Origin of the sequence: Streptomyces sp. x-19, assembly GCF_046549115.1 — a bacterium.
Classification (GTDB): domain Bacteria; phylum Actinomycetota; class Actinomycetes; order Streptomycetales; family Streptomycetaceae; genus Streptomyces; species Streptomyces albulus_C.
Genome location: NZ_JAJPWK010000011.1, coordinates 137,369 through 158,188, shown reverse-complemented (window position 1 = coordinate 158,188; position 20,820 = coordinate 137,369). Strand labels below are relative to the sequence as shown.

Sequence of the window (20,820 nt, the reverse complement as noted above, 5' to 3'; positions counted from 1 at the left end):
GCACCAGGATGACGTGCATGAACCGCACCACACCCGCCGGCCGAGGCCCGGCAGCCGCCCGCATCGCCCTGGTCGGCGACCGCTCCGAAGCCGTCCGCTCGCACGCCCGCATCCCCGCCCTCCTCGACGCGCTCCGGCTGCGCGACGGACTGGACCTGGACGCCTACTGGATCCCGTCCGCCGACGCGCACGAGGACCTGACGGGATTCGACGCGGTCTGGGTGCTGCCCGGCAGCCCCTACCGCAGCGAGTCCGGCATCCTGACGGCGATCCGCTCGGCCCGCGAGTCCGGCATCCCGTTCCTGGGCACCTGCGGCGGGTTCCAACACGCCCTGTTGGAGTTCGCCCGCAACGTCTGCGGACGGGACCGCGCCGGCCACGCCGAGAACACCCCGGACCTCGCGGACGAGGACGCGGTGGTCGTCCCGTTGGCCTGCTCACTGGTCGGCCACGAGGGCACCGTCGACGTCACCCCCGGCTCCCGCGCCGCCCAACTGCTGGGTGCCGACCGGACACCGGCCCGCTACCACTGCAACTACGCCCCCAACCCCCGGCACCTGGACCTGCTGCGCGCACACGGGCTGGCCTTCACCGGCACCGACGACGCCGGTGAGGTCCGCATCGCCGAACTGCCCGACCACCCCTTCTTCCTGGCCACCCTCTTCCAACCCGAACTGGACGGCGACGGCACCCGCGCCCACCTGCTGATCACCGGCCTGGCCCGCGCCGCCGTCGACCACGCCCGGGCCCGATGAACCGGGCCCCCGCCTGGCCGCGCGACCTGCTGCGTGCCTGGCTCCGCGCGTGCACCGTCCCCCACGCGCACGCCGCCAGCCCGCTGGCGCCCGCCCCGGACGCCGCCCTCGCCGCCGTACGCCTGGACGCCACCACCCACCACCGGCGCCCGCACCGCTCGTGAGCGAGCGCGTCCCGCCGCCGGGACGCGCTCGACCATCGTGCTCCCGAGCCCCAGGCGGCTACCGCCTGGACCGACCCCCCTTGTCAGTGCCTCGTGGAACACTCGCACTCGCCGTTCGGTCAGGTGCCCGAACAAGCGGTCCGCACACAGGAGTCGTCCGCACGGCCCGTGCGGGCGAGTCGATCAAGTCAGTGCAGCAAACGGGTCGGTCAGCCGACCGCAGAGGGGGAGCAGCGCCATGGGCGTGAGCATCGGATTCATCAGCGCGACGACGAAGGAACTGGACAGGGCCGAGAAGGACCCGGAATGGGCCAACGCGTTCGTCTACGAGCTGTACACCAGCGAGGACTTCCCGATGCCGGACCGCCCTTACGGGGGCCCGGACAAGGCGTGGGCCGGCCTGCAGTTCCTGATCGACGCGACGGACGTGCAGTTCGACTTCCTGATGGACGGCGACCAGATCGTGGACGACGGCACCCTGTTTGGGTGGTCCGCGGAGCAGGTCGCGAGCGTCGCCCGGGAACTGCGGGCGACCCCGTGGGAGCAGCTGGCAGCCCACTACGCCCCGGAGAAGATGACGTCGGAGGGGGTGTACCCCAACGTCTGGCGGTTCGACGCCGAAGGCGAACTGGCCTGGCTGGCGAGCGCCTACGACGACCTCGTCGCCTTCTTCACCCAGGCCGCCGGGGCCGGGTACGGGGCGCTCATGACCTTCAGCTTCTAGTCCTGGCCGCGGTCCGTGGTCCGGGTGCCGGCCGCCGGTACCCGGACCCCCGCGCGACTACTGCGGCGAGTGCTGCAAACGGTACGAGGCGGCCAGGTCCCGCACCTCCACCGACGACACCACCTCGTGCGCGTCGTCCCCCGGCAGGTGCTTGTCGAGCAGCGCCAGCACGTCCCGCGACAGCCGGGCCTTCAGTTCCTCCGAGCGCCCCGGCAGCAGCCCGACCTCGACGTGCACGAAGGCCACCCGCGCCGCGCCGCTCTCGCCCACGTAGGTGTCCGCGGCCGGCCGGAAGAACGTCTTGCACACACCCGCCGAGCCGGCCTCGTCGCGCACCATCGGGTGCAGCTCCCGCACGAACGCCTGCCGGTCGAAGGCGCCGGCCAGCCGTGCGGTGTAGTCGACGGTGATGTGGGGCATGGCTGAGGGACCTCTCACGTACGCGTTCGCTATGCACCTATCTTCGTCCATGCCGTCCGCACGCCGCACCGAGCCCCGGCGGCCGGCCCCGGGGATCGGCTGATACGGGTCCGCGGGGGCGTCGGGGCACCACGCGTGGTGACGGGGCGTGGACGCCGTGCGACGGGCCCCGGCGCGCCGCGGTGCGGCAAATATCCGACAGCCGGTCCGTCGCCCGGGCCGCGGCATGAGTAGGGTGCATCCATGCAGACCAGCGGGGAGGAACAGCGCGGCCACGTGCTGCTGATCGCGGGGGCCAGGGCCACCCACCGTCGCACCGTCCAGGTGATACCCAGCGCCAATCTGGCCGCGCTGACGGCCGTCCCCGTACCCGTGCTGCTCGGCAGCACCCGGCCGGCGGACCTCGTCCACCTCGACGGGGCGCCGGACCAGAACACCATGTTGATCAGGTTGCGCACGGCCGCCGCGGCGTCCGGCCCCCTGCTCGTCTACCTCGCCGGGCAGTTGACCGTGGACCGCAAGAACCACCGGCTGCACCTCGCCGCCGCCGGTTCGAGCCCCGCCACGACGCGTTACACGGCGCTGCCCTGGGAGTGGGTGCACAACGAGCTGCGCCAGCGGCGCGGTCCCACGACCGTGCTGGTGGACATGGCCGCCGACAAGGGCGCCTGGACCGTCCTCCACGAGCTCGGCGGCCTGCCCGAGGTGAACGCCGAGGTCTACGGCGTCATCACGCCGCCCGGCCTCTCCGGCACTGCCGACGGGATCAGCGTGTACACCCAGCACGTGATCGACCTGCTGCGTTCCCAGCCGGACCGGCCCTCGAACGCCCGGCTGCACGCGCTGGCCGCGTCCGCCGCCCCCCTTCCGCCCGGGACGCTCGTCCTGCCGAACACCGCGGAATCCACCGCCCCTTACCCGCACGACACCGCAGAAACCCAGCCAAAGGCACCGATCAAGCGGCTGCTCTCCGGTGACCGGGCGTTGCTCCCCACCCTGCGGCGGCGGGACCCCGAGCCGGTGCCCACCCCCGTGGACCCCGACCCGTTCCCGCCGCTCGCGACGTCCGTGCCGTACGAGGCCCGGCCCTACGCCGACGAGCAGCCCCAGGGGCCTCAGGAGCCGTGGCAGGCCGCGCCGGGTCCCTTCCCCGGATCCACCGCACCCGGACAGCCCCCCGGACAACTGCCCGGCCCGTTCATGGAGCAGGCGGCCCACCCCGCGCCGCTGCCGCCCGCCGCCGGTCCCGCGCCGGTGCCGGCCCAGAGCGCCGCGCCCGTGCCCACTGCCGCGTTCCTCACCGGCCCGGCCCTCCCGGCCACTCCGGAGCACCCGTACGCGCCCCCGACGCCCGCCGAGCAACAGCCCGCGCCGCACGCGCCCCCACCTCCTGCGGCACAGCCGGCACCCCCGTCACCTCCCGCGCTCCCGCAGCAACTTCCCCCGGCAGCGCCCCCATCGGCCCCCGCCCCCGCCCCCGCGCCGGCCGCCGCGGCGCCCGCCGAGCCGTCGCCCGCACCGGCCGCCGTCCCGACCACCGCCCCGGACCCCCGGCCGCTCATCTGGCAGGCGGCGCAGGCCGGGCGGCACGACCAGGCCGCGGAGATGGCCGCGTCGTGGGAGCAGCAGGCGCTCCAGCGGTACGGGTACGACTCGCCGCAGGCCACGCAGTGGGCCGAGATCCGGGCCGACCTCGCCCGGATCGCCGGGCGTTGGCCGCTCGCCACGCAGCTGTGGGTGGCGGCCGCCCGGACCCGGCTGGCCCATCAGTCGTCCGACTCCGCCGAAGTCCTCAACGCGGCTCGCGGCGCCCACTACTGCTGGAACCAGATCGCCGACACCGAGCAGGCCATCGAGAACGGCCCCGAGCTGATCAACCTGTTGCGGCAGTTGCCCGCGCTCGATCCGCGGCACGTGTCCACGGCTCAGACCCGGCTCCAGTACCTGCACCAGCACCCGTCCGGGCGCGCATAGCGACCGCGACCGGGCGCGTACGCCGGTCGCCACCCCGCCCGAGCCATCCCGGCCGATCGCGGCGCACCCGTTTCCGTAGGGCGGCGTTCATGCGGGCGTCACGGAGAATCCGGATCCGCGGTCGGCGCCTCACGTAGGGATGGGGGCTGGCCCGGTCGGGTCGTTGCCGGTCGGTCCCGACCGGCCGGCGGCACGGGCCAGTTGTCGTGGACGAGCCGTTCGCAGCCCGAGGAGCAACCAGTGCATCGCAGATCCCTGCTCACCGCAGCCACCGGGGCGGTGGCCACCGTCGCCGTCGCCCCGACTCCGGCGAGTGCCCTGCCCCGGCCGGGCCGCCCGGTCACCGCGTTCAACGTCATCAGCGACATCCAGGGCGACCTCAACGACCTGGGCGTGGCCCTGCGGGACATGCGGGCCACCAATCCGGGCAGTTCGGGGCTCGCGATCGCCGGCGACATCACGCCGCGCGGCTACGACGCCGAATACGCCGCGGTCCGGGCGGTGTTCGACCGGAACGCCCACCCAGGCACCGTTGCCTGGGCCATCGGCAACCACGAGTTCTACGTGCCGAAGTGGCGCGACCCGGACACCCTCGCGCAGGCGACCTGGCCCAACGGCACCACCGAGGGCTCGCTGTTCCGCAGCTTCTACACGTTCGCCGGCCGCAACACCGTCTTCGCCGAGCACTCCTTCGGCGGCATACCCGTGCTGAGCCTGGGCACCGAGCGGTACATGCACTACCACGAACCGCAGTTGTGGGACGAGGTCTGGTTCAGCGAGGCGCAGTTCACCTGGCTGACGGAACGACTGGCGTATTGGGCGCGACGGCGCAAGCCGGTCATGGTGATCACGCACCACCCGCTGCCCGACACCGTCTCCGGCAGTCGCAACAAGCTCTACCTGCGCGACTACCTCCAGGCGGAGCGGCTGTTGGGAATCCTGGGCCGGTACCAGGACGTCTTCGTGTTCTGCGGACACACGCACTGGGACCTGCGGCTGTCCGACTGGTACGTGCGCCGGGTCGTCAGCGGCACGGCCAACCTGTCGGGCTTCTCGGTGATCAACACGGGCGCGGTGCAGACCGGTTACACCGACAACGGCCAGGGCGGTGAGGTCGCCGTGTCCGGCGCGTTCAACCAGGGGCTCCAGGTCGAGGTGTACGCGGACCGGGTCGTCGTCAGGGCCCGGGACTTCGCGACCGGCACCTGGTTGAAGGAGATCACGGTGCCGCTGTCGACCCGGGGAACCGACGGCTGATCCCGGAGGGCGTGGCCGTCCGGGAGTTGGTCGCCGCCACCGTCCACCGCCGCCGACCACCGCGCCACGGGGCGCCGGGGAGCGTCAGGCGTGCTGCTCTCCGACCTGGGCGAGGCGCGCGGCGACGCGGGTGCGGTGGACCATCTCGTCGCCGTACAGGGCGTGCAGCCAACTCGCGTGGTAGATGGTGTCGAGATAGCGTTCGCCGAGGTCGGGGGCGATGGCGACGGCGGTGAGGTTCTGGCCGGGGCGCTGGGCCAGCCACTCCACGGCGCCGCTGACGACGGTGCCGGTGGAGCCGCCGAAGAGGAAGCCGTGCCGGGCCAGGCGGTGGCAGGCCCGGATGGTGTCGACCTCTCGGACGTGGATGACGTCGTCGACGAACGACTCGTCGAGCAGCGCCGGTTTCACGCTGGTGCCGAGGCCGGGGATCATCCGGCAGCCCGGCTGGCCGCCGAAGGTGACCGAGCCGACGCTGTCCACCGCGACGACCCGTACGTGCCGGTGCAGTTTGCGGAAGTAGCGGGCGCAGCCCATCAGCGTGCCGGTGGTGCCGGTGCCGACGAACAGGACGTTCAGACGCGGGAAGTGCCGGGCGATGGCCGGCGCGGTGGTGCGGTAGTGCGCCCGCCAGTTCGCCGCGTTGGCGTACTGGTTGAGCCACACGTACCGCTTGTCGGAGGCGCACAGCCGCTGCACGAGGGCGATGCGGGCGCCGAGCAGGCCGCCGCTGGCCGCCGGTTCGGACACGATGTGGACCTGGCCGCCCATGGCCTCCATGAACCGTTGTGCGGAGCGGTTGCAGCGGGCGTCGGTCACGCACAGGAAGTCGTAGCCCTTGCTGGCGGCGATGATGCTGAGGGCGACGCCCAGGTTGCCGGAGGAGGATTCGATGAGGACGGACCCCGGTCGCAGGGCCCCGGACTCCTCGGCGGCTTCCACCATCTCGGTCGCGGCCTTGAGCTTGATGGAGCCGGCGAAGTTGAAGCCCTCGCACTTGAGGAACAGTTGGTGCCCCACGATCGACCGCAGGTCGACGTAGAGGTCCTCGGCGTTGTAGTCCGTGGGAACGGAGATGACTGGCATGACGTCTCCTTCCTCATCAGGAGTGCGGTCAGGAGCATGGAGGTCGGCCGGTTCGCCGGGCTGTCAGCCGTAGCGGCGCAGCTCGTGGAAGAAGTCGTCGACGACGTGCAGTTCGCCGGAGCGGGCCACCTCGTCGTAGACGTGTTTGCCGACCGCGAGGTCGAGGACCCCGAGGCCGAAGGGCGAGAACACCACGGTCCGGTCGGCCGGCACGGTCACCCGTTCCGTCAGTACGTCGTCGAGCGTACCCAGGATGAAGTCCCTGGTGCCGGTGAGCTGTTCGGCAAGGTGGGGGGAGGTGTTGGCCTTCAGGCAGTGTTCGACGTCGTCGACGATGTTGGTGGCGGAGAGCAGGATCTCGGGGGCGAGGTCGCGCAGCGAGATGTGGAGCACGAGGGGGTGGTGGTCGAACCATGCGGGGTCGGTGAGGTGCGGTTCGCCGGCGATGGTGGCGAAGACGATGAGGTCGTGGTTGCGGATGAGCTGTTCGGGGCTGTCGTGGAGGGTGATCCAGGACGGGGTGCCGGTCTGTTCGAGGTAGAGGCGGAAGCCGGCGGCGCTGTCCGGGGACAGGTCGTGGATGCCGATCTGGTCGAATTCCCAGCCGGTTTGGGTGAGGAAGGTGTGGATGTAGCGGGCGATGAGGCCGGTGCCGAAGAAGCCGATGGTGCGGGGGCGGGGTCGGTTGTGGGTGAGTCGGTCGGCGGCGAGTGTGGCGGAGGCTGCGGTCCTGGTGGCGCTGATGATGGAGCTTTCCAGGCAGGCGAAGGGGTAGCCGGTGTCGTGGTCGTTGAGGATGAGGACGGCGGAGGCGCGGGGGATTCCGTTGGCCACGTTGGTGGGGAAGCTGGAGATCCATTTGAGGCCGTCGACGGGGGTGGGTCCGCCGAGGGAGGCGGGGAGGGCGATGATGCGGGAGGTGGGGCGGTCGGGGAAGCGTAGGAAGTAGGAGGGTGGGTTGATGGTGTCGCCGGTGCCGTGCAGGCGGTAGGTGGCCTCGATCAGGTCCACGATCTGACGGGACCTGCCCTGCAGGGCGTGCTGGACCTGCGCCCCGGAGATCACCGCGAACGGCGGTACGGCACGGGGCGTGGCGGTCGCGGGCCCGTCGGCCGCGGAGTGCAGGGTCGTCATGGCGTGGTCACCTCGATGGTGGGCGAGCAGTCGGCCAGGGACGTGGGAGCGCCCATGCCGACGAGGACGTCGCGGGGGCCGTCGAACGGCTCCCGGCTGTGTGCGGTGCGGACGTTGTCGACGAGCAGGAGGTCACCGGCGCGCCAGGGCTCGCGGACGGTGTGGTCCTGGTAGACGGCGTTGAGGAGTTCGATGACGTCGGGCTCGATGGGGTCGCCGTTGCCGTAGCGGGTGTTGAAGGGGAGTCCGTCGGCGCCGTAGGTGTCGACCAGGTACTCCCGGATCTCCGGGGCGATCGTCCATGCGTTGAGGAAGGCGATCTGGTTGAACCAGCAGCGGCGTCCGGAGACCGGGTGGCGCACGACGGCGCTGCGGCGTTGGCGGGTGTGGAGGGTGCCGTCGGGTTGCCAGTCGAAGGCGATGGCGTTGGCGCGGCAGTAGCGTTCGACGGCCTCGCGGTCGTCGGTGCCGAACGCCTGGGCGACGGAGGCCCCGATCTCGTCGTTGTAGCTGCGGGTCAGCAACCAGCCCTGCCGTTCGAAGCGCTTGACCAGCTTCTTGGGGAGGGCGTCGAGGACGGCGCTCGCGTCCGCGACCGCGGTGGCTCCCCCGTCGGTGGGCGCGGTGCGGCAGGCGAAGAGCATCAGGCCCGGGAAGCGGAGCGTGTAGCTGAGTTCGTGGTGCATGCACATCGGCTGGTTCTGCGGCCACGGGGAGGAGGAGTACACGCCCTGCCCGTGGTCGTCCCGCGGCGCGAAGCTCTCGCGCTCCACCATCAGGTCGGACGACAGCGCGTGGAAGGTCGTGGCGATCCGGTCGACGTCGGCCAGCCCCAGCCCGCGGACCAGCACCGCGCCGTGCTCCGCGAGGACGGCGCGCAGGGCGTCCCGGTTCCGGACCGTCCACGGCGCGGGGTCCGTGCCCGCGTCGGCGGTGAGGATCGGGGGCCGGCCCGGCTGGCGGTCCAGGTCGAGCGCGATCGTTGACTGCGGCAGTGACATGTCGGTGCCTCTCCTGTCCGCGGCTGCTCCGCGTTCCCCACGAGGGGTGCGGGGCGGCCGTGCCGTGTGCGGCCTCATCGGGATCGTCGGGACGTCGGTGCGCGCGGCGGTCTGCGCCGCGCGCGGGCGAGGTGCGCGCGCAGGCGCGCCGATGCCCGGTGCGTGGATCACGGTGGCGGTGCGGGGACGGCGCGCGGATCGCCCGCGCGCTCCTCGTGCCCGTCGAGCAGGCCGGCCAGGTCGGCGAGGACCGGGTGACTGGCCAGGTCCTTGAGGGAGACGGCCCGGTCGAGCGCGATCACGAGTTTCAGCGCCGAGAGCGAGGTGCCGCCCCGGCGGAAGAAGTGGTCCAGCCGACCCACCTCGTCCTCCCGGATGCCGAGGACCTCCGCCCAGGCACGGGCCAGTCGCACCTCGGTGGGGGTGCGCGGAGCGCGGTCGGCGGCCTCGGGCTCCTGCGGCTGGGCGACGAGACGGGCCAACTCCTGGTTGTCGACCTTCCCGTTGACGGTCAGCGGGAGCCGCTCCAGCCACTCGAAGGCGCTGGGGAGCATGTAGGGGGGCAGCGCCTTCCCGAGGTGTCCGCGCAGGTCGTCCGCCTCCAGGGGCCGCGGGCCGCTGTAGAAGGCCACCAGGTGTTGTGCCTGGCTCTCACCGCCGACGGCCAGCACCGCACCGTCACTGACCCCGGGCACCCGCAACAGGGCGTTGGCCACGTCACCGATCTCGATGCGGAAGCCGCGGATCTTGACCTGGGCGTCGCGTCGCCCGAGGAAGTCCAGTTTCCCGCCGGGCAGCCACCGGCCGTAGTCGCCGCCCTTGTACAGGCGTTGTCCGATGCGGTGGGGGTCGTCGAGGAAGGCCGCGCAGGTGCGTTCGGGGTCGTTGACGTAGCCGCGGCCTACGCAGACCCCGGAGAAGACGATCTGCCCGGGGGCGCCCAGCGGCACGGGCTGGAGGTCGTCGTCGACGACGTAGACGCGGACGTTGGGCACGCACGGCCCGAGCGGGACCCGGCCGTCGGTGGGGGCCCGGTCCATGACCTCGTGGTTGGTGTCGTCGGAGGTCTCGGTCAGGCCGTAGGCGTTGACGAGCCGGACGCCCGGCTGCACCGCGAACCAGCGGTGCGCAAGGGTGATCTTGAGCGCCTCCCCGGTGACGGAGACGCAGCGGAGGTCCGGCAGCGGGTGCGGGTGGAGTTCGAGGTGGGACAGGACGGCTTCGAGGTAGGAGGGGACGACTTGCAGGACGGTGACGCGGCCGTCGGCGAGGGTGTCGACGAAGCGTGGGACGTCCATGATTGTCTGCTGGTCGACGAGGTGGGTGCGGCCGCCGACGAGGAGGGCGGCGACCAGTTGCCACAGGGAGATGTCGAAGCATTGGGGGGCGGTCTGGGCGACGACCTGTCCTTCGGTGATGCCGAGGTCGGTGATCTTGGCGTGCAGGTGGTTGAGGAATCCGGCGTGCTCGCACATCGCGCCTTTGGGCTCCCCGGTGGAGCCGCTGGTGAAGTAGACGTACGCGAGTTGGTCCGCCGCCACCTTGACGCCCAGGTCCTCCGCGGGCTGGGTCCGGTCGTGCGCGGCGTCGACGCTGAGCGTACGGACGTCCGGCACGGCGCTGAGCGCCTGGACCAGCGTGGCCGTGTTCCCGGACTCGGTCAGGACGAGGTGGCATGCGGCGCGCGCGAGCATGGTCGCGATCCGGTCGGCGGGGAAGCCCGGCTCGATGGGGAGGTAGACGCCGCCGGCCTTGAAGACGGCCAGGACGGCGGCCAGCCAGTCCAGATTGCGTTCCGTGACGACCGCCACGACGTCCTCGTGCCCCAACCCCCGCTCCAACAGGGCCCGTCCCAGGCGGTTGGCCCGCTCGTTGAGTTCCCGGTAGGTACACCGTCGGGTGCCGTGGACCGCGGCGACGGCCTCCGGATGGACCCGCACGCGCTCCTCGAACAGTTCGTGGAAGCGCCGATCGGGCAGCTCCCGGTGCGGCCCGGCCAGGCCCTCCAACTGCAGACGACGCTCCGCGGCCGACAGCAGCGCCGACGGCACCGGCGCGGCCTGCGGATCGGCGGCGAACTGGGTCAGCGCGGCGCGGTGGTAGCCGGCTATCCGGGCGGCGGCCGCCGCGTCCAGCGCCGCGGTCCGGTACCGCACGCCCAGCGTGAACCCGTCGCCCTCCCGAGACGCCGTCACCCGCAGCACGGTGCCCGCAGCCAGTTCGTCCACGGCCCCCGCCAGATCCAGTTCGGCCTCGAACAGGACGTGGTCCAGGCCCAGTTGGTTCGCAAGCTCGGCGGCGGTGACCCCGCGGTGGGGGAGCAGTGCGGCCACCGCACGGGTGGACCGCTCCACCAGTTCGCACCAACTGACACCGGTGGTGGACACCCGGCACGGCAACGGCGCGCCGCCGTCGGGCGCACGGTACCCGGTGGTGACGTCCGGTTCCCCCGACAGCGCGGCGAGCACCGTGGCGTGGGCGGCCAACAGCACCGCTTCCACCGGGCTGCCGAGCGCGGCGGCCTGGCGGACCAGGGCCGCCCCCGTCTCCGCGGGCAGCGCCAACTCGTACCCGGCCAGGTCGGTCCCCGACTCGGTGGACCAGCGCGGCACCGCGGTGAAACCCCCTGCGGCCAGGGCCTGTTCCCAGTAGTCGCGATCGGCTTCCGTCAGCTTCGTCATCGTCAGTGCTCCCTCTACTGCCTCGTGCCGCGGTGCCGCTGGCCCGCTCGCGGGCTGCGGCGGTGGTGGCTCGTACCGTGCTGGGTGGGCGGCCGGTCACGGTGGCCCGGGGTCAGCCGGGCGCCCGCTTGGCGACGGTCGTGCCGTGGTGCGGGGAGCGACTTGGCGGTGTCTGGCGGTCCACCAGGGATGCGGGTTCCCGCTCGCCGTCTGCGGGGGAGACCACGGCACGGCGGACGTGCGTCTCGGTGGCGGGGTTGCCCGCCCAGAGGGCGTGGGGTGGTACGTCCTCGCCCTTCATGAGGAAGGAGTCGGCGGCGAGGGTGGCGCCGTCGCCCAGGGTGACGCCGTAGTGGACCAGTGAGCCGACGCCGAGGGTGCAGCCGGCGCCGAGGGTGCTGCGGTCGGACTTGAAGGTGCCGTCTTCCTGGGAGTGGCATTGGATGCGGCTGCCGGTGTTGAGGGTGCAGTCGTCGCCGATGGCGGTGAGGGTCCGCTCGGTGAGGTAGCAGCCGTCGTCGAAGACCCGGCGTCCCAGGCGGACGCCGTGCAGGCGCCACACGAGGTTCTTGAAGGGGGTGCCGTTGAACGCGTTGAGGTGGGTGTCGGGGACCTTCCACAGCCGCTCGTGGTGCCAGAAGTACGGGTCGTAGATGGACCGCACCTGGGGTTGCAACGGGCGGAACCGCTGGGTGTACCGCTCCACGAAGGCGAAGTACACGGCGGTGAACGCCATCACGAACACCAGGAACCCGGCGTCCAAGAGGTGCCCGACCACGTCGTCCCGGGTGGTGGTCACCAGGCTCAACAGCACCAACCCGAGGAAGTGCAGCCAGCGGACGAGCAGGATCAGGGCGATGGTGCGGAGGTTGTAGCGGTTCTTGGCGGCCAGGCGCCGGTGCAGTTCGTCGCCGCTGCGCAGGTGGTCGAAGCGGCTGTCGCGCTCCACCGACCGGGGGATCTCGAAGCTCGGCGAACCCAGCAGGCCCACGCCCTCCCGGACCTCCCCGTCGAGCGGCACCATCACCTTGGTCGCCAGCAGGCAGTTGTCGCCGGTGCGCCCGCCCGCCGGATAGGCGATGTGGTTGCCGAGGAAGTTGTGCTTGCCGATCGCCGTGCGGGCGACGCTGAAGGACGTGCTGGAGAACTCCGCGTTGACCAGCGACAGGCCGTCGGCGACCATCGTGCCGCTCCCGACGGAACTCAGGAACGGCGATTCGTGCTGCACGCCGCTGCCGAAGTTCGAACCGGTCTGCTCGACGGGGGCGAGGTCGTACCCCAACCGTTGCAGGTAGTGGACGATGTAGGAACTGTCACCGAACAGCCAGGTGAAGAACTTGACGTTGGTCAGCCGCGCGATCGAACGGTGCGTGGCGTAGTGGAAGCCGTACAGCGGGTAGACCACCCCGGGTTCGACCGCTCGGCGCATCAGTCGCGGTGCGGTGAACACCACGGCCAGTCCCACGACGACGAAGCCGAAGAACAGCACCAGGGAGAGGACCAGCGCGTTCAGGTAGAACGTCGCCGACGACAGCTCCAGTCCGCTCAGCTTCCCCTCGTCGCCCAACACCGGGACCTTGGCCCACAGGACGGCGAAGACCAAGACGGTCAACGGCAGGACGACGAGCAGCGACCTGGCGAGGCCGGCCGCGGCGAAGACCGCACGCCGTCCCGTTCCGCATCGGGCCGGTGCCACCCGCAGGTACTCCACCTCCGTCGGCTGGGCGGGAGAGCCGTGCCAGTGCTGGCCGGCCGGCACCGCCTCGCCGGGTTGCAGGGCGGAGGCGTGTCCGAGTTGCGCGCCGTCCCCCATGGCGGTGTGCACGTCGAGGACGGTGTGCTCGCCGACGAACACGTCCCGGCCGAGGGTGACCGGCCCGGTCTGGACCCGCCCGGCGTGGGCCCGGTAGCAGAGCAGGAACGCGTCCTTGCGGATCACCGACCCGGCGCCGACGGTCAGCAGGTCGGTGCAGACGGGGACGGAGCGGGAGAGGATCGTGACGTGCCTGCCGATCCGGGCGCCCAGGGCCCGCAGGTAGAGCACGTACACCGGACTGCCGACGAACAGCACGATGGGGTTGGCGTGCACCAACACCTTCACGATCCAGAAGCGCAGGTAGGTCAGCCCCCAGACCGGGAACTCGCGGGCCGTCCACCGTCCGATGAGGAGCCACTTGGCCACGATCGGAAAGGCGCACAGGCCGAAGAATTCGGCGGCGCCGAAGACGACCGCCCGTCCGTAGAGGGCCAGGGGACCGGATCCACGGGAGACCCACTGGTATCCGCGGGTGGTGGCGAGCACGAGGACGTAGGAGTAGCCGAAGAAGAACAGCAACTGCAGGGCTCCGCACAGCACGTAGCGCGCGGTGCTGCCCGGCAGCGGCGCTTCGGTCGGTACCGGGGCGGTGCGCGGCGCGGGAGCCGAGGTCACGGGAGCGTCCGCACCCAGTGCCGCCGCCAGGCTCCGGACGGTCGGATGCTGGTAGACGTCCTTCATCGACACCGACGGCAGGTCCGCCCGCTTCCTGACCCGGGCGCAGAAATGGGCCATCACCATGGAGTCCGCGCCGAGATCGGCGAAGAAATGACCGTCGGCCGGAATTGGTTCGGTGCGCGTCATCACCTTTGCCAGCAATTCCGCGAAGGCCCGCTCCAGGCTGGCCACGGATTCCCCGCCGCCCGTCAGGGGTATGTCGTTTTCACCGGTTCCGCCGGACGGGCCGTCGGTAGATTCGTTCACCATGTGAGCTCCTTGAGCGCCTCATGCCTGCTTTTGCCGGCGGAAACCGACTCACCAGGAGTGCGGTCGGCAACGACCCATGAGGTGCCGCAGCGCCGGGGAAGCTTCGGCGTGCTCGGACCGGGTGCTTCCGGCGGCGATGAGTGTGTCGACCGAGCTGTTCCAGCAGCCTGAGCTGCTTCGATCGAGACCGGAGGACGACGGACCTTCCTTGCGTCCGTGGGAAGGAAGCGCGCGGAGAACCGTGCCCCGACGCGTGTTGCTGAGCCAATCCGATGGTGACCGACGCATCAGGCACGTCGGACCGGAAGGATTTCGGCTCCTCCCTTCGCGCCGACCGCGGGTGGGACGGGAAATTCGGGTTCTCGGTTCGGCGTCCCCTCGTAGGGGAATCGCCCGACCCTCAAATCCTCCGGCTTGAACAGCTCTTTATTCACCTATGACCGCAACGCTACCCGAGGCCCTCGGGGGCCACCATCGAATGCCGCCCGCCCAAGTGGTACACAGAGGGCCGTTCGGCGCTCTGTTTCGGGGCCTGTGCAGCGGACTCGACGGGCGCTGCGAGCACCGGGGACCCTGGCCCGGTCGAGTGACGCCGAACGGTGGCGCGGGGCACCGCACTCCGGGCACGGGGGGGCGAACAAGGGGAGAGCCGGGCAAGAAGCCGGCCCGGTCACCGTCGGCGCCGAACCGTGTCCGGCGGCATACTGGAACGACGCTCGAACGCGTGGCGTGCCCGCCTGAACCCCGCAGACCCGGGATGTGAGGGAACGAGATTGAGCATCCGACACCTCGACCACACGGCGTGGGACGTTGTCGTGGTGGGCGCCGGGCCCGCCGGGTTGGCCTGCGCCGCGGACCTGTGCGCGGCCGGGCTGCGGGTGCGGGTGGTGGAAGCCGGAGACCGGCCCGGCGGCCGGATGCGCACCGACCTCGTGGCGGGGTGCACCGTCGATCGCGGTTTCCAGGTCTTCAACACGGCCTATCCGCAAGTGCGGCGCCGGGTGCGACTGGATCGCCTGCGGCTACGCCCGTTCACGCCCGGCTTCCTGGTGTGCGACGACGGCCGGCGCCTGCGGTTCGCCGACCCCACGCGCGCGCCCCGGCAGGCCCTGGAAGGGTTGGCGTGCGGACTGGCCGGGCCGCGCGACCTGGCCGCCCTGGCCGCGCTGACCGGCCGGGACGTGCTCGCCCCCGCGACGCTGCTGCGGCGCGGGAAGGACACCACGACGCGCCGGGCGCTGGCCAGGGCGGGCTTCACCGACGACTTCGTGGCGCGGTTCTTCCGGCCGTTCCTGTCGGGGGTGTTCCTGGAGGACCAGTTGGCGACCTCCGGCCGCTTCTTCCACCTGGTCTGGCGGAGCATGGTCCGCGGCACCCTCTGCCTGCCGGCCGGCGGCATCGGGGCCGTTCCCCAGGTGTTGGCCGCCCAACTTCCGCACGGCACTGTGTCGTTGGGGTCGCCCGTCACGGAACTGACCGACGACGGTGTCCTCGTGGACGGGGACCGGGCAGTGACGGCACGGGCCGTCGTCGTCGCGGTCGGGCCGGCGGCGGCCGCCCGCCTGCTCCCACGCCTGGCCGTACCGCCCTACCGCACGGTCACCACCTACCACCACCTCGCCCCCCGCTCCCCGTTGCGCGAGCCGACGTTGATGACGGACGTACGGGGACGCTTCGTGAACACCTGCGTGCTGAGCGAGGTCCACCCTGGCCACGCCCCGCGCGGCCACGCACTGGTGGCGACCTCCGCGTTGGGCGGCGACCTCGCGGGCCGGGAGCAGGCACTACGTTCCGCCCTCGCGGAGTGCTACGAGACCGACACCGGTGACTGGGACCTGATCGCGACGCGCACGGTGGACGAAGCGTTGCCCGCGATGCCACCGGGACTGCCCCTCAGCCGCCGCACCCGGGTGGGTGCGGGCCGCTACGTGTGCGGTGACCACCGCGCGACGGGTTCGGTGCAGGGGGCGATGGCCTCCGGCGCCCGGGCCGCCCGCGAGGTGCTGGCGGACCTGACGGTCGGGTGACCGCAGGCACCCGAACGGGTCACCCGCGCACCGGGCTCACGGCGGCCCCGCGTCCCACCGGCGGTCGGTGCGCAACACCTCGTCCAGGTCCCCCAGGCGATCCAGGCCGCGGACCGCCCGCGCGGTGCGCTGGTTGCCGGCGAGCAGCGCGCGGTGCCGGTCGGCGAAGGACCAGTAGCCGGTGGTGAACGGGCAGGCCCGCGGTCCGGCGCGGTCCGAAGGACGGTACGCGCAGTCCGCGCACAGGTCGCTCATGCGGTGGATGTAGGCGCCGCCGGAGGTGTAGGGCTTGGTCGTCATCCGGCCGCCGTCGGCGTACTGGGACATGCCGATGACGTTGGGCAGCATCACCCAGTCGTAGCCGTCGACGAAGCAGCGGTGGAACCAGTCGGTCACCGCACGCGGGTCCCAGCCGCGCTGCAGGGCGAAGTCGCCGAGGACCATCAGCCGCGGGATGTGGTGCGTCCAGCCGGTGTCACGCACTTGGGCGAGGACGGTGGCCAGGCAGCGGGCGGTGACGGCGTCCGCGTCGAGCTCGCGGAACCAGTCGGGGAGGGGCGCGTGGGGAAGTGCGGACCGAGCTGGTCGCCGAACAGCCAGTGTGGGGTACTCATCGCGGCCATCCTGCTGCGGCCGTCTGCCGCCGGCCCGCCGGAACGCGCCGAACCCGACGGCGGCGCCGCGGCGGACGAGCGAGCCGGCGCAGCCAAGGGCGCTGAGGGTCGGTCAGCGGGACCGCGGACCTCGCGGCAGCCACGGCGGGCGGTCCTCGTTGCAGGGGCAGCCCTCGTACGGTCCGCCCAGGAGTTCCACGCAATGGGGTTCCCGGAACCACTGGGGGCAGCGCAGCGGTCCGTGGTCCGCTCGCGCTTCGGTCCTGCTGTCGGGCGGGGCGGGGGCGGCGTGACCGGCGCCGACGGCGGTACCGGCGGTCAGTGCCGCCAGGGCGAGTGCCGCGAGGAAACGAGAGGTTCGCACACCCACAGCAACGAAGTGACGGCGGTTGGGTAACCGTCGGCCGGCCGGCGGCCGTCCAGGCCGTCGCCACCAGACCGTCGCCGTCATCGCCGTCTAGGACCTGCCTGGTAGGTCGACGCACCTCGGCCCGCCACCTGCCGCCGCGCGCATCGGACGCCGCGTCACGGCACGAGGAGCACGGTCAGCCGCCGCGGACCGTGCACGCCGCGGACGCGGATCATCTCGATGTCGGCGGTCGCGGAGGGCCCGCTGATCCACGTCAGGGGGCGCGCCGGCGCCAGCCGGCCGATGGCCTCGGGCATGGCGGAGTGCACCTGCGCGCCGCGGACGACGCAGACGTGCAGGTCGGGCAGGAGGGTGGGGGCGCGTCTGCCCTGACCGGGCCCGCCGTCCAGGACGAGGGTGCCGGACTCCGCGACGGCTGCCGCACAGGTGGTCAGCACGGCGTCGGTGGCGTCGAGTTCGGCGTGCGTGAGCGGCGGGGCGTCGCGACGGACGACTCCGCACCAGCGGGCGAGCCAGGCGTCGGGCAGCCCGGCGGGGACGACGGCGGAGCCCGCTGCGGCGAGGGCGCCGGCGACCGCTGCCGGGAGGTCCGCCTCGGCGCTGCGGTGGACCTCGGCCCCGTACTCCGTCAGCCGCTCCACCAGCAGTGCGACGGCTGCCGACCGGTCGCCGGGAACCACCGTGGGGGCGTGGCGAAGGTAGGAGCGGGGGACGGGGACGGGGTCTTTGGGCAGGTCGGCGGTGGCCTGGCGGATGCGGCGCAGCACGGCCTCGCGGGAACTCACTTGGTGCCTCCTTCGGTCCGCTTCCACCAACTGCGGAAGGACTCCTCGGGGATGTCGGGGAGCGCCCGACTGTCGGTCCAGCCGCGCAACGGGCCGGGCAGGTGCGCGTTCTTGGGTACCAGGCGCCCGGCGGTGCCCGCGGCCTTCACGGCGGCGTTCCACAGCGCGCCGTGCCCCATGGCGCCCGCGACGGCCTTCAGGGCGACCCGTTCCGCGGGGTGCTTGACCTTCGCGTCGCCCTCGGCGATGTCGTGGCGGAGTTCGAGGAGGACGTCGGTGAAGCGGATCTTGACCGGGCAGACCTCGTTGCACGCGCCGCAGAGCGAGGAGGCGTAGGGCAGTGAGGCGGTCTGCGGATCGTCCGCCCCCTTGAGCAGCGGGTTGAGGATCGCGCCGATCGGGCCCGGGTACACCGAGCCGTACGCCTGGCCGCCGGTGCGCTCGTAGACGGGGCAGATGTTCATGCAGGCACCGCAGCGGATGCAGCGCAGGGCCTGGCGGCCGACCGGGTCGGCGAGCGCGCGGGTGCGGCCGTTGTCGACGAGCACCAGGTGGAAGGCGCGCGGGCCGTCGCCGTCGGTGACGCCGGTCCAGGTGCTGGTGTAGGGGGCCATCCGTTCGCCGGTGGCGCTGCGGGCCAGCAGTTGGAGGTAGACCTCCAGGTCCTGCCAGGTGGGGACGACCTTCTCGATGCCGACGACGGATATCAGGGTGTCCGCGAGGGTGAGGCACATGCGGCCGTTGCCCTCGGATTCCACGATGCACAGGGTGCCGGTCTCGGCGACCATGAAGTTCGCGCCGGAGACGGCGACCCGCGAGGTGAGGAACTTCTCGCGCATGTGCAGTCGGGCGGCCTCGGCGAGTTCCTCGGGGTCGTCGGAGAGTCCCTCGGGTGCCGGCCGACCGTACTTCCCCATCTCCCGGACGAACACGTCGCGGATCTCGCTGCGGTTGCGGTGCAGCGCCGGGACCACGACGTGGGACGGCAGGTCGTCGCCGAGTTGCACGATGGCCGCGGCGAGGTCGGTCTCGCGGGCGCTGATCCCGGCCGCCGCCAGGGCCCCGTCGAGCCCGATCTCCTCCGTCAGCATCGACTTGACCTTGACGATCTCGGTTTCGCCGGTGTCCTGGGCGAGGCGGGTGACGATGCGGTTGGCCTCCTCGGCGTCGCCGGCCCAGTGGACCGTCCCGCCCGCCGCGGTGACCTTCTCCTCGATCTGCTCCAGATAGGTGTCGAGGTGGGCGAGGACGTCGTCCTTGAGTGCGGCCGCGGCGTCCCGCAGGTCCTGCCAGTCGGGGCGCTCGTCGACCAACGCGGCGCGCTTGGTGCGGATGGTGTGCGTGGCGCGGCGGACGTTCGCGCGCAGTTGTCCGTCGGTGGTGGCGGTCTCGGCGGCCTTGGGGAAGGCGGGCCAGCCCATGAAGGTCTTGCTCATCGCAGTGCTCCGTTCCGTGCCACCGGCACGTCCGCGAGCGGCCCGTCGGCCCGGGTGCGGGCCAGGATCTCGACCAGGTGCAGGGTGCGGACGGCGTGGCCGTCCTTGGTGAGTCGGCCGCCGATGTTCATCAGGCACGAGTTGTCGACCGCGGCCAGCACGTGGGCGCCGGTCTCCCGCACGTGCCGGGCCTTGTCGCCGTTCATCGCGCCGGAGACGGCCCCGTTCTTGACCGAGAAGGTGCCGCCGAACCCGCAGCACTCTTCTTCGGCGGGCAGTTCGACGAAGTCGATGCCGTCGACCGCGCGCAACAAGCGGTAGGGACGGTCCCCCAGCCCCGTGGCCCGCAGACTGTGGCAGGTGGGGTGGTAGGTGACGCGATGGGGGAAGTGGGCGCCCACGTCCTCCACGCCGAGGACGTCGGTGAGGTAGCGCGTCAACTCGTGGACGCGCGGGGCGATGGCGCGCACGTCGCGCAGCAGGCCGGCGTCCCCGGACGCCTGGGCCGCGCGCTCGTACGCCTCGGAGGGCAGCCCGCCGCAGGAGGCCGAGGGCACGACGATCTCGTCGTACGCGTCGAAGACGTCCACGAAGTGGCGGGCGAGCTTGGCGGTCTCCTTGCGGTAGCCGGTGTTGTAGTGCATCTGCCCGCAGCAGCTCTGCCGCGGGGGGAAGTCCACGCTCACGCCGAGCCGTCGCAGGAGGCTGACGGTGGCTCGGCCGGTCTGCGGATGGAGCGCGTCATTGAGGCAGGTCACGAAGAGGGCGGTGCGCATCGTGTCTCCTTGGTCGCGGGAAGGGGGAATCGGTCGCTCCGGCCACCGCTCGCCGGGCACCGGCCACCGGTCGTGACGGGGCGGGGAAGCGGGCCTCACCATGATAGACGTAAGCATAGACGGAAGATTAGGTGGATGTCTGCGGCGAGCAGGCACAATGGGTGCCATGACACCGTCGAAGCCGACCGCCGACCGCGCGTACGCCCACGTCCGGGAGCGCCTCCTGGACGGCCGCTATCCCGGCGGCGAACTGCTCTCCGAGCGCGCCGTGGCCACCGAGCTCGGCCTGTCCAACACTCCCGTGCGCGAGGCGTTCCTGCGCCTGCAGGCGGAGGGCTTCCTGCGCCTCTACCCCAAGCGCGGCGCCCTGGTCGTGCCGGTGACGCCGGGCGAGGCGCACGCCGTCCTCCAGGCGCGGCTGCTGATGGAGCTGTTCGCGCTGGACGCCCTCGCGGCGCGCGGGCCGGAGGCGATGCGCCAGGCCGCCGAGGCGCTGCCGCAGGCCGCGAACGACGCACCGGACGGAGCCTCGTCCCGGCGGGCGCTGGACGTAGCCCGCGCCTTCCACACCCAGCTCATGCGGGCCGGTGGCAACCCCGTCCTGGCGCGGCTCCACGAGAACCTCTGGGACCAGCAGATCCGCATCGCGGCGGCCTCGACGGCGGGTCCCGGCCATGCCGCCGACGATCTCGACGAGCACGCCGCCATCACCGAGGCCATTCGCCGCGGCGACGGCGCCGCCGCCCGCGCACTCCTCACCCGCCACGTGGCGGCGGTCCTGCATCGGATCGGCCTCGCGGGCGACTCGGCCCTGCTGCCTCCCGTGGCGTGACCGCCGCGTTCGCGGCCCGGACGATGCCCGCGAATCATTAG

Annotated in this window: 16 protein-coding genes and 1 pseudogene; 7 read left to right on the top strand and 10 right to left on the bottom strand. The window is 72.2% G+C overall.

What is annotated here, in order from left to right; translation table 11 throughout:
* The first annotated feature begins 17 nt into the window (after positions 1–17).
* The 3 genes from ACLJT4_RS24375 to ACLJT4_RS24365 all read left to right on the top strand — a co-directional run bounded on the left by ACLJT4_RS24375 (position 18) and on the right by ACLJT4_RS24365 (position 1,643).
* Positions 18–755, top strand: coding sequence for a glutamine amidotransferase-related protein (locus ACLJT4_RS24375; protein WP_411125159.1), 738 nt, complete (start codon positions 18–20; stop codon positions 753–755).
* On the top strand, positions 752–919 hold the full coding sequence (locus ACLJT4_RS24370; protein ID WP_411125157.1) for a hypothetical protein: 168 nt from the start codon (positions 752–754) through the stop codon (positions 917–919). The genes ACLJT4_RS24375 and ACLJT4_RS24370 overlap by 4 nt, the downstream gene beginning before the upstream one ends.
* 238 nt (positions 920–1,157) lie before the next feature.
* A complete protein-coding gene (locus ACLJT4_RS24365; protein ID WP_411125155.1) occupies positions 1,158–1,643 on the top strand; it encodes a YfbM family protein in 486 nt (161 codons plus the stop codon).
* Between the two features lie 57 nt (positions 1,644–1,700).
* Here ACLJT4_RS24365 and ACLJT4_RS24360 read toward each other — a convergent pair whose 3' ends face one another.
* A complete protein-coding gene (locus ACLJT4_RS24360) occupies positions 1,701–2,063 on the bottom strand; it encodes a 5-carboxymethyl-2-hydroxymuconate Delta-isomerase (RefSeq protein WP_411125153.1) in 363 nt (120 codons plus the stop codon).
* 243 nt (positions 2,064–2,306) lie between these two features.
* Here ACLJT4_RS24360 and ACLJT4_RS24355 point away from each other — a divergent pair, with 243 nt between their 5' ends.
* Both ACLJT4_RS24355 and ACLJT4_RS24350 read left to right on the top strand, forming a co-directional pair.
* Positions 2,307–4,037, top strand: coding sequence for a hypothetical protein (locus ACLJT4_RS24355; protein WP_411125152.1), 1,731 nt, complete (start codon positions 2,307–2,309; stop codon positions 4,035–4,037).
* A gap of 240 nt (positions 4,038–4,277) precedes the next feature.
* Positions 4,278–5,294 (top strand): metallophosphoesterase family protein, encoded by a 1,017-nt coding sequence (locus ACLJT4_RS24350; protein WP_411125150.1) that lies wholly within the window; start codon positions 4,278–4,280, stop codon positions 5,292–5,294.
* An 84-nt stretch (positions 5,295–5,378) separates the two neighbouring features.
* Here the strand turns inward: ACLJT4_RS24350 and sbnA are convergent, their stop codons facing one another.
* From sbnA to ACLJT4_RS24325, 5 genes are all read right to left on the bottom strand, one after another.
* Positions 5,379–6,380: a 2,3-diaminopropionate biosynthesis protein SbnA gene (gene sbnA / locus ACLJT4_RS24345; RefSeq protein WP_411125148.1), complete on the bottom strand. Its 1,002-nt coding sequence runs from the start codon at positions 6,378–6,380 to the stop codon at positions 5,379–5,381.
* 63 nt (positions 6,381–6,443) lie between these two features.
* The gene (gene sbnB / locus ACLJT4_RS24340; protein WP_411125146.1) at positions 6,444–7,514 is read right to left on the bottom strand and encodes a 2,3-diaminopropionate biosynthesis protein SbnB; all 1,071 of its coding nucleotides are present in this window, start codon (positions 7,512–7,514) and stop codon (positions 6,444–6,446) included.
* A complete protein-coding gene (locus ACLJT4_RS24335) occupies positions 7,511–8,515 on the bottom strand; it encodes a TauD/TfdA family dioxygenase (RefSeq protein WP_411125144.1) in 1,005 nt (334 codons plus the stop codon). The genes sbnB and ACLJT4_RS24335 overlap by 4 nt, the downstream gene beginning before the upstream one ends.
* 167 nt (positions 8,516–8,682) lie before the next feature.
* A complete protein-coding gene (locus tag ACLJT4_RS24330) occupies positions 8,683–11,196 on the bottom strand; it encodes a non-ribosomal peptide synthetase (RefSeq protein ID WP_411125142.1) in 2,514 nt (837 codons plus the stop codon).
* A gap of 112 nt (positions 11,197–11,308) precedes the next feature.
* Positions 11,309–13,939, bottom strand: coding sequence for a Pls/PosA family non-ribosomal peptide synthetase (locus ACLJT4_RS24325; protein WP_411125140.1), 2,631 nt, complete (start codon positions 13,937–13,939; stop codon positions 11,309–11,311).
* 773 nt (positions 13,940–14,712) lie between these two features.
* On the opposite strand from ACLJT4_RS24325, the gene ACLJT4_RS24320 reads away from it, so the two are divergent.
* A complete protein-coding gene (locus ACLJT4_RS24320; protein ID WP_411125138.1) occupies positions 14,713–15,966 on the top strand; it encodes an FAD-dependent oxidoreductase in 1,254 nt (417 codons plus the stop codon).
* A gap of 36 nt (positions 15,967–16,002) precedes the next feature.
* Here ACLJT4_RS24320 and ACLJT4_RS24315 read toward each other — a convergent pair.
* The 4 genes and pseudogenes from ACLJT4_RS24315 to ACLJT4_RS24300 form a co-directional block, all read right to left on the bottom strand.
* Positions 16,003–16,542, bottom strand: a pseudogene (locus tag ACLJT4_RS24315) (cryptochrome/photolyase family protein); the annotation flags it as partial.
* Between the two features lie 563 nt (positions 16,543–17,105).
* A complete protein-coding gene (locus tag ACLJT4_RS24310; RefSeq protein WP_411125136.1) occupies positions 17,106–17,735 on the bottom strand; it encodes a LutC/YkgG family protein in 630 nt (209 codons plus the stop codon).
* A complete protein-coding gene (locus tag ACLJT4_RS24305) occupies positions 17,732–19,171 on the bottom strand; it encodes a LutB/LldF family L-lactate oxidation iron-sulfur protein (RefSeq protein ID WP_411125134.1) in 1,440 nt (479 codons plus the stop codon). The genes ACLJT4_RS24310 and ACLJT4_RS24305 overlap by 4 nt, the downstream gene beginning before the upstream one ends.
* A complete protein-coding gene (locus ACLJT4_RS24300) occupies positions 19,168–19,947 on the bottom strand; it encodes a (Fe-S)-binding protein (RefSeq protein ID WP_411125132.1) in 780 nt (259 codons plus the stop codon). Before ACLJT4_RS24300 ends, ACLJT4_RS24305 begins: the two co-directional genes overlap by 4 nt.
* A gap of 166 nt (positions 19,948–20,113) precedes the next feature.
* Between ACLJT4_RS24300 and ACLJT4_RS24295 the strand changes: the two genes are divergently transcribed.
* Complete coding sequence (locus ACLJT4_RS24295; protein WP_411125130.1) at positions 20,114–20,779, top strand: GntR family transcriptional regulator; 666 nt, start codon at positions 20,114–20,116, stop codon at positions 20,777–20,779.
* Positions 20,780–20,820: the final 41 nt, after the last annotated feature.

Excerpts from the sequence above, each read along its gene's own strand:
- ACLJT4_RS24375 (WP_411125159.1), top strand. The coding sequence starts at position 18 with ATGAACCGCACCACACCCGCCGGCCGAGGCCCGGCAGCCGCCCGCATC.
- ACLJT4_RS24360 (WP_411125153.1), bottom strand. The coding sequence starts at position 2,063 with ATGCCCCACATCACCGTCGACTACACCGCACGGCTGGCCGGCGCCTTC.
- ACLJT4_RS24295 (WP_411125130.1), top strand. The coding sequence starts at position 20,114 with ATGACACCGTCGAAGCCGACCGCCGACCGCGCGTACGCCCACGTCCGG.
- ACLJT4_RS24305 (WP_411125134.1), bottom strand. The coding sequence starts at position 19,171 with ATGAGCAAGACCTTCATGGGCTGGCCCGCCTTCCCCAAGGCCGCCGAG.
- sbnA (WP_411125148.1), bottom strand. The coding sequence starts at position 6,380 with ATGCCAGTCATCTCCGTTCCCACGGACTACAACGCCGAGGACCTCTAC.
- ACLJT4_RS24300 (WP_411125132.1), bottom strand. The coding sequence starts at position 19,947 with ATGCGCACCGCCCTCTTCGTGACCTGCCTCAATGACGCGCTCCATCCG.
- ACLJT4_RS24355 (WP_411125152.1), top strand. The coding sequence starts at position 2,307 with ATGCAGACCAGCGGGGAGGAACAGCGCGGCCACGTGCTGCTGATCGCG.
- ACLJT4_RS24325 (WP_411125140.1), bottom strand. The coding sequence starts at position 13,939 with ATGGTGAACGAATCTACCGACGGCCCGTCCGGCGGAACCGGTGAAAAC.
- sbnB (WP_411125146.1), bottom strand. The coding sequence starts at position 7,514 with ATGACGACCCTGCACTCCGCGGCCGACGGGCCCGCGACCGCCACGCCC.
- ACLJT4_RS24370 (WP_411125157.1), top strand. The coding sequence starts at position 752 with ATGAACCGGGCCCCCGCCTGGCCGCGCGACCTGCTGCGTGCCTGGCTC.
- ACLJT4_RS24365 (WP_411125155.1), top strand. The coding sequence starts at position 1,158 with ATGGGCGTGAGCATCGGATTCATCAGCGCGACGACGAAGGAACTGGAC.
- ACLJT4_RS24335 (WP_411125144.1), bottom strand. The coding sequence starts at position 8,515 with ATGTCACTGCCGCAGTCAACGATCGCGCTCGACCTGGACCGCCAGCCG.
- ACLJT4_RS24330 (WP_411125142.1), bottom strand. The coding sequence starts at position 11,196 with ATGACGAAGCTGACGGAAGCCGATCGCGACTACTGGGAACAGGCCCTG.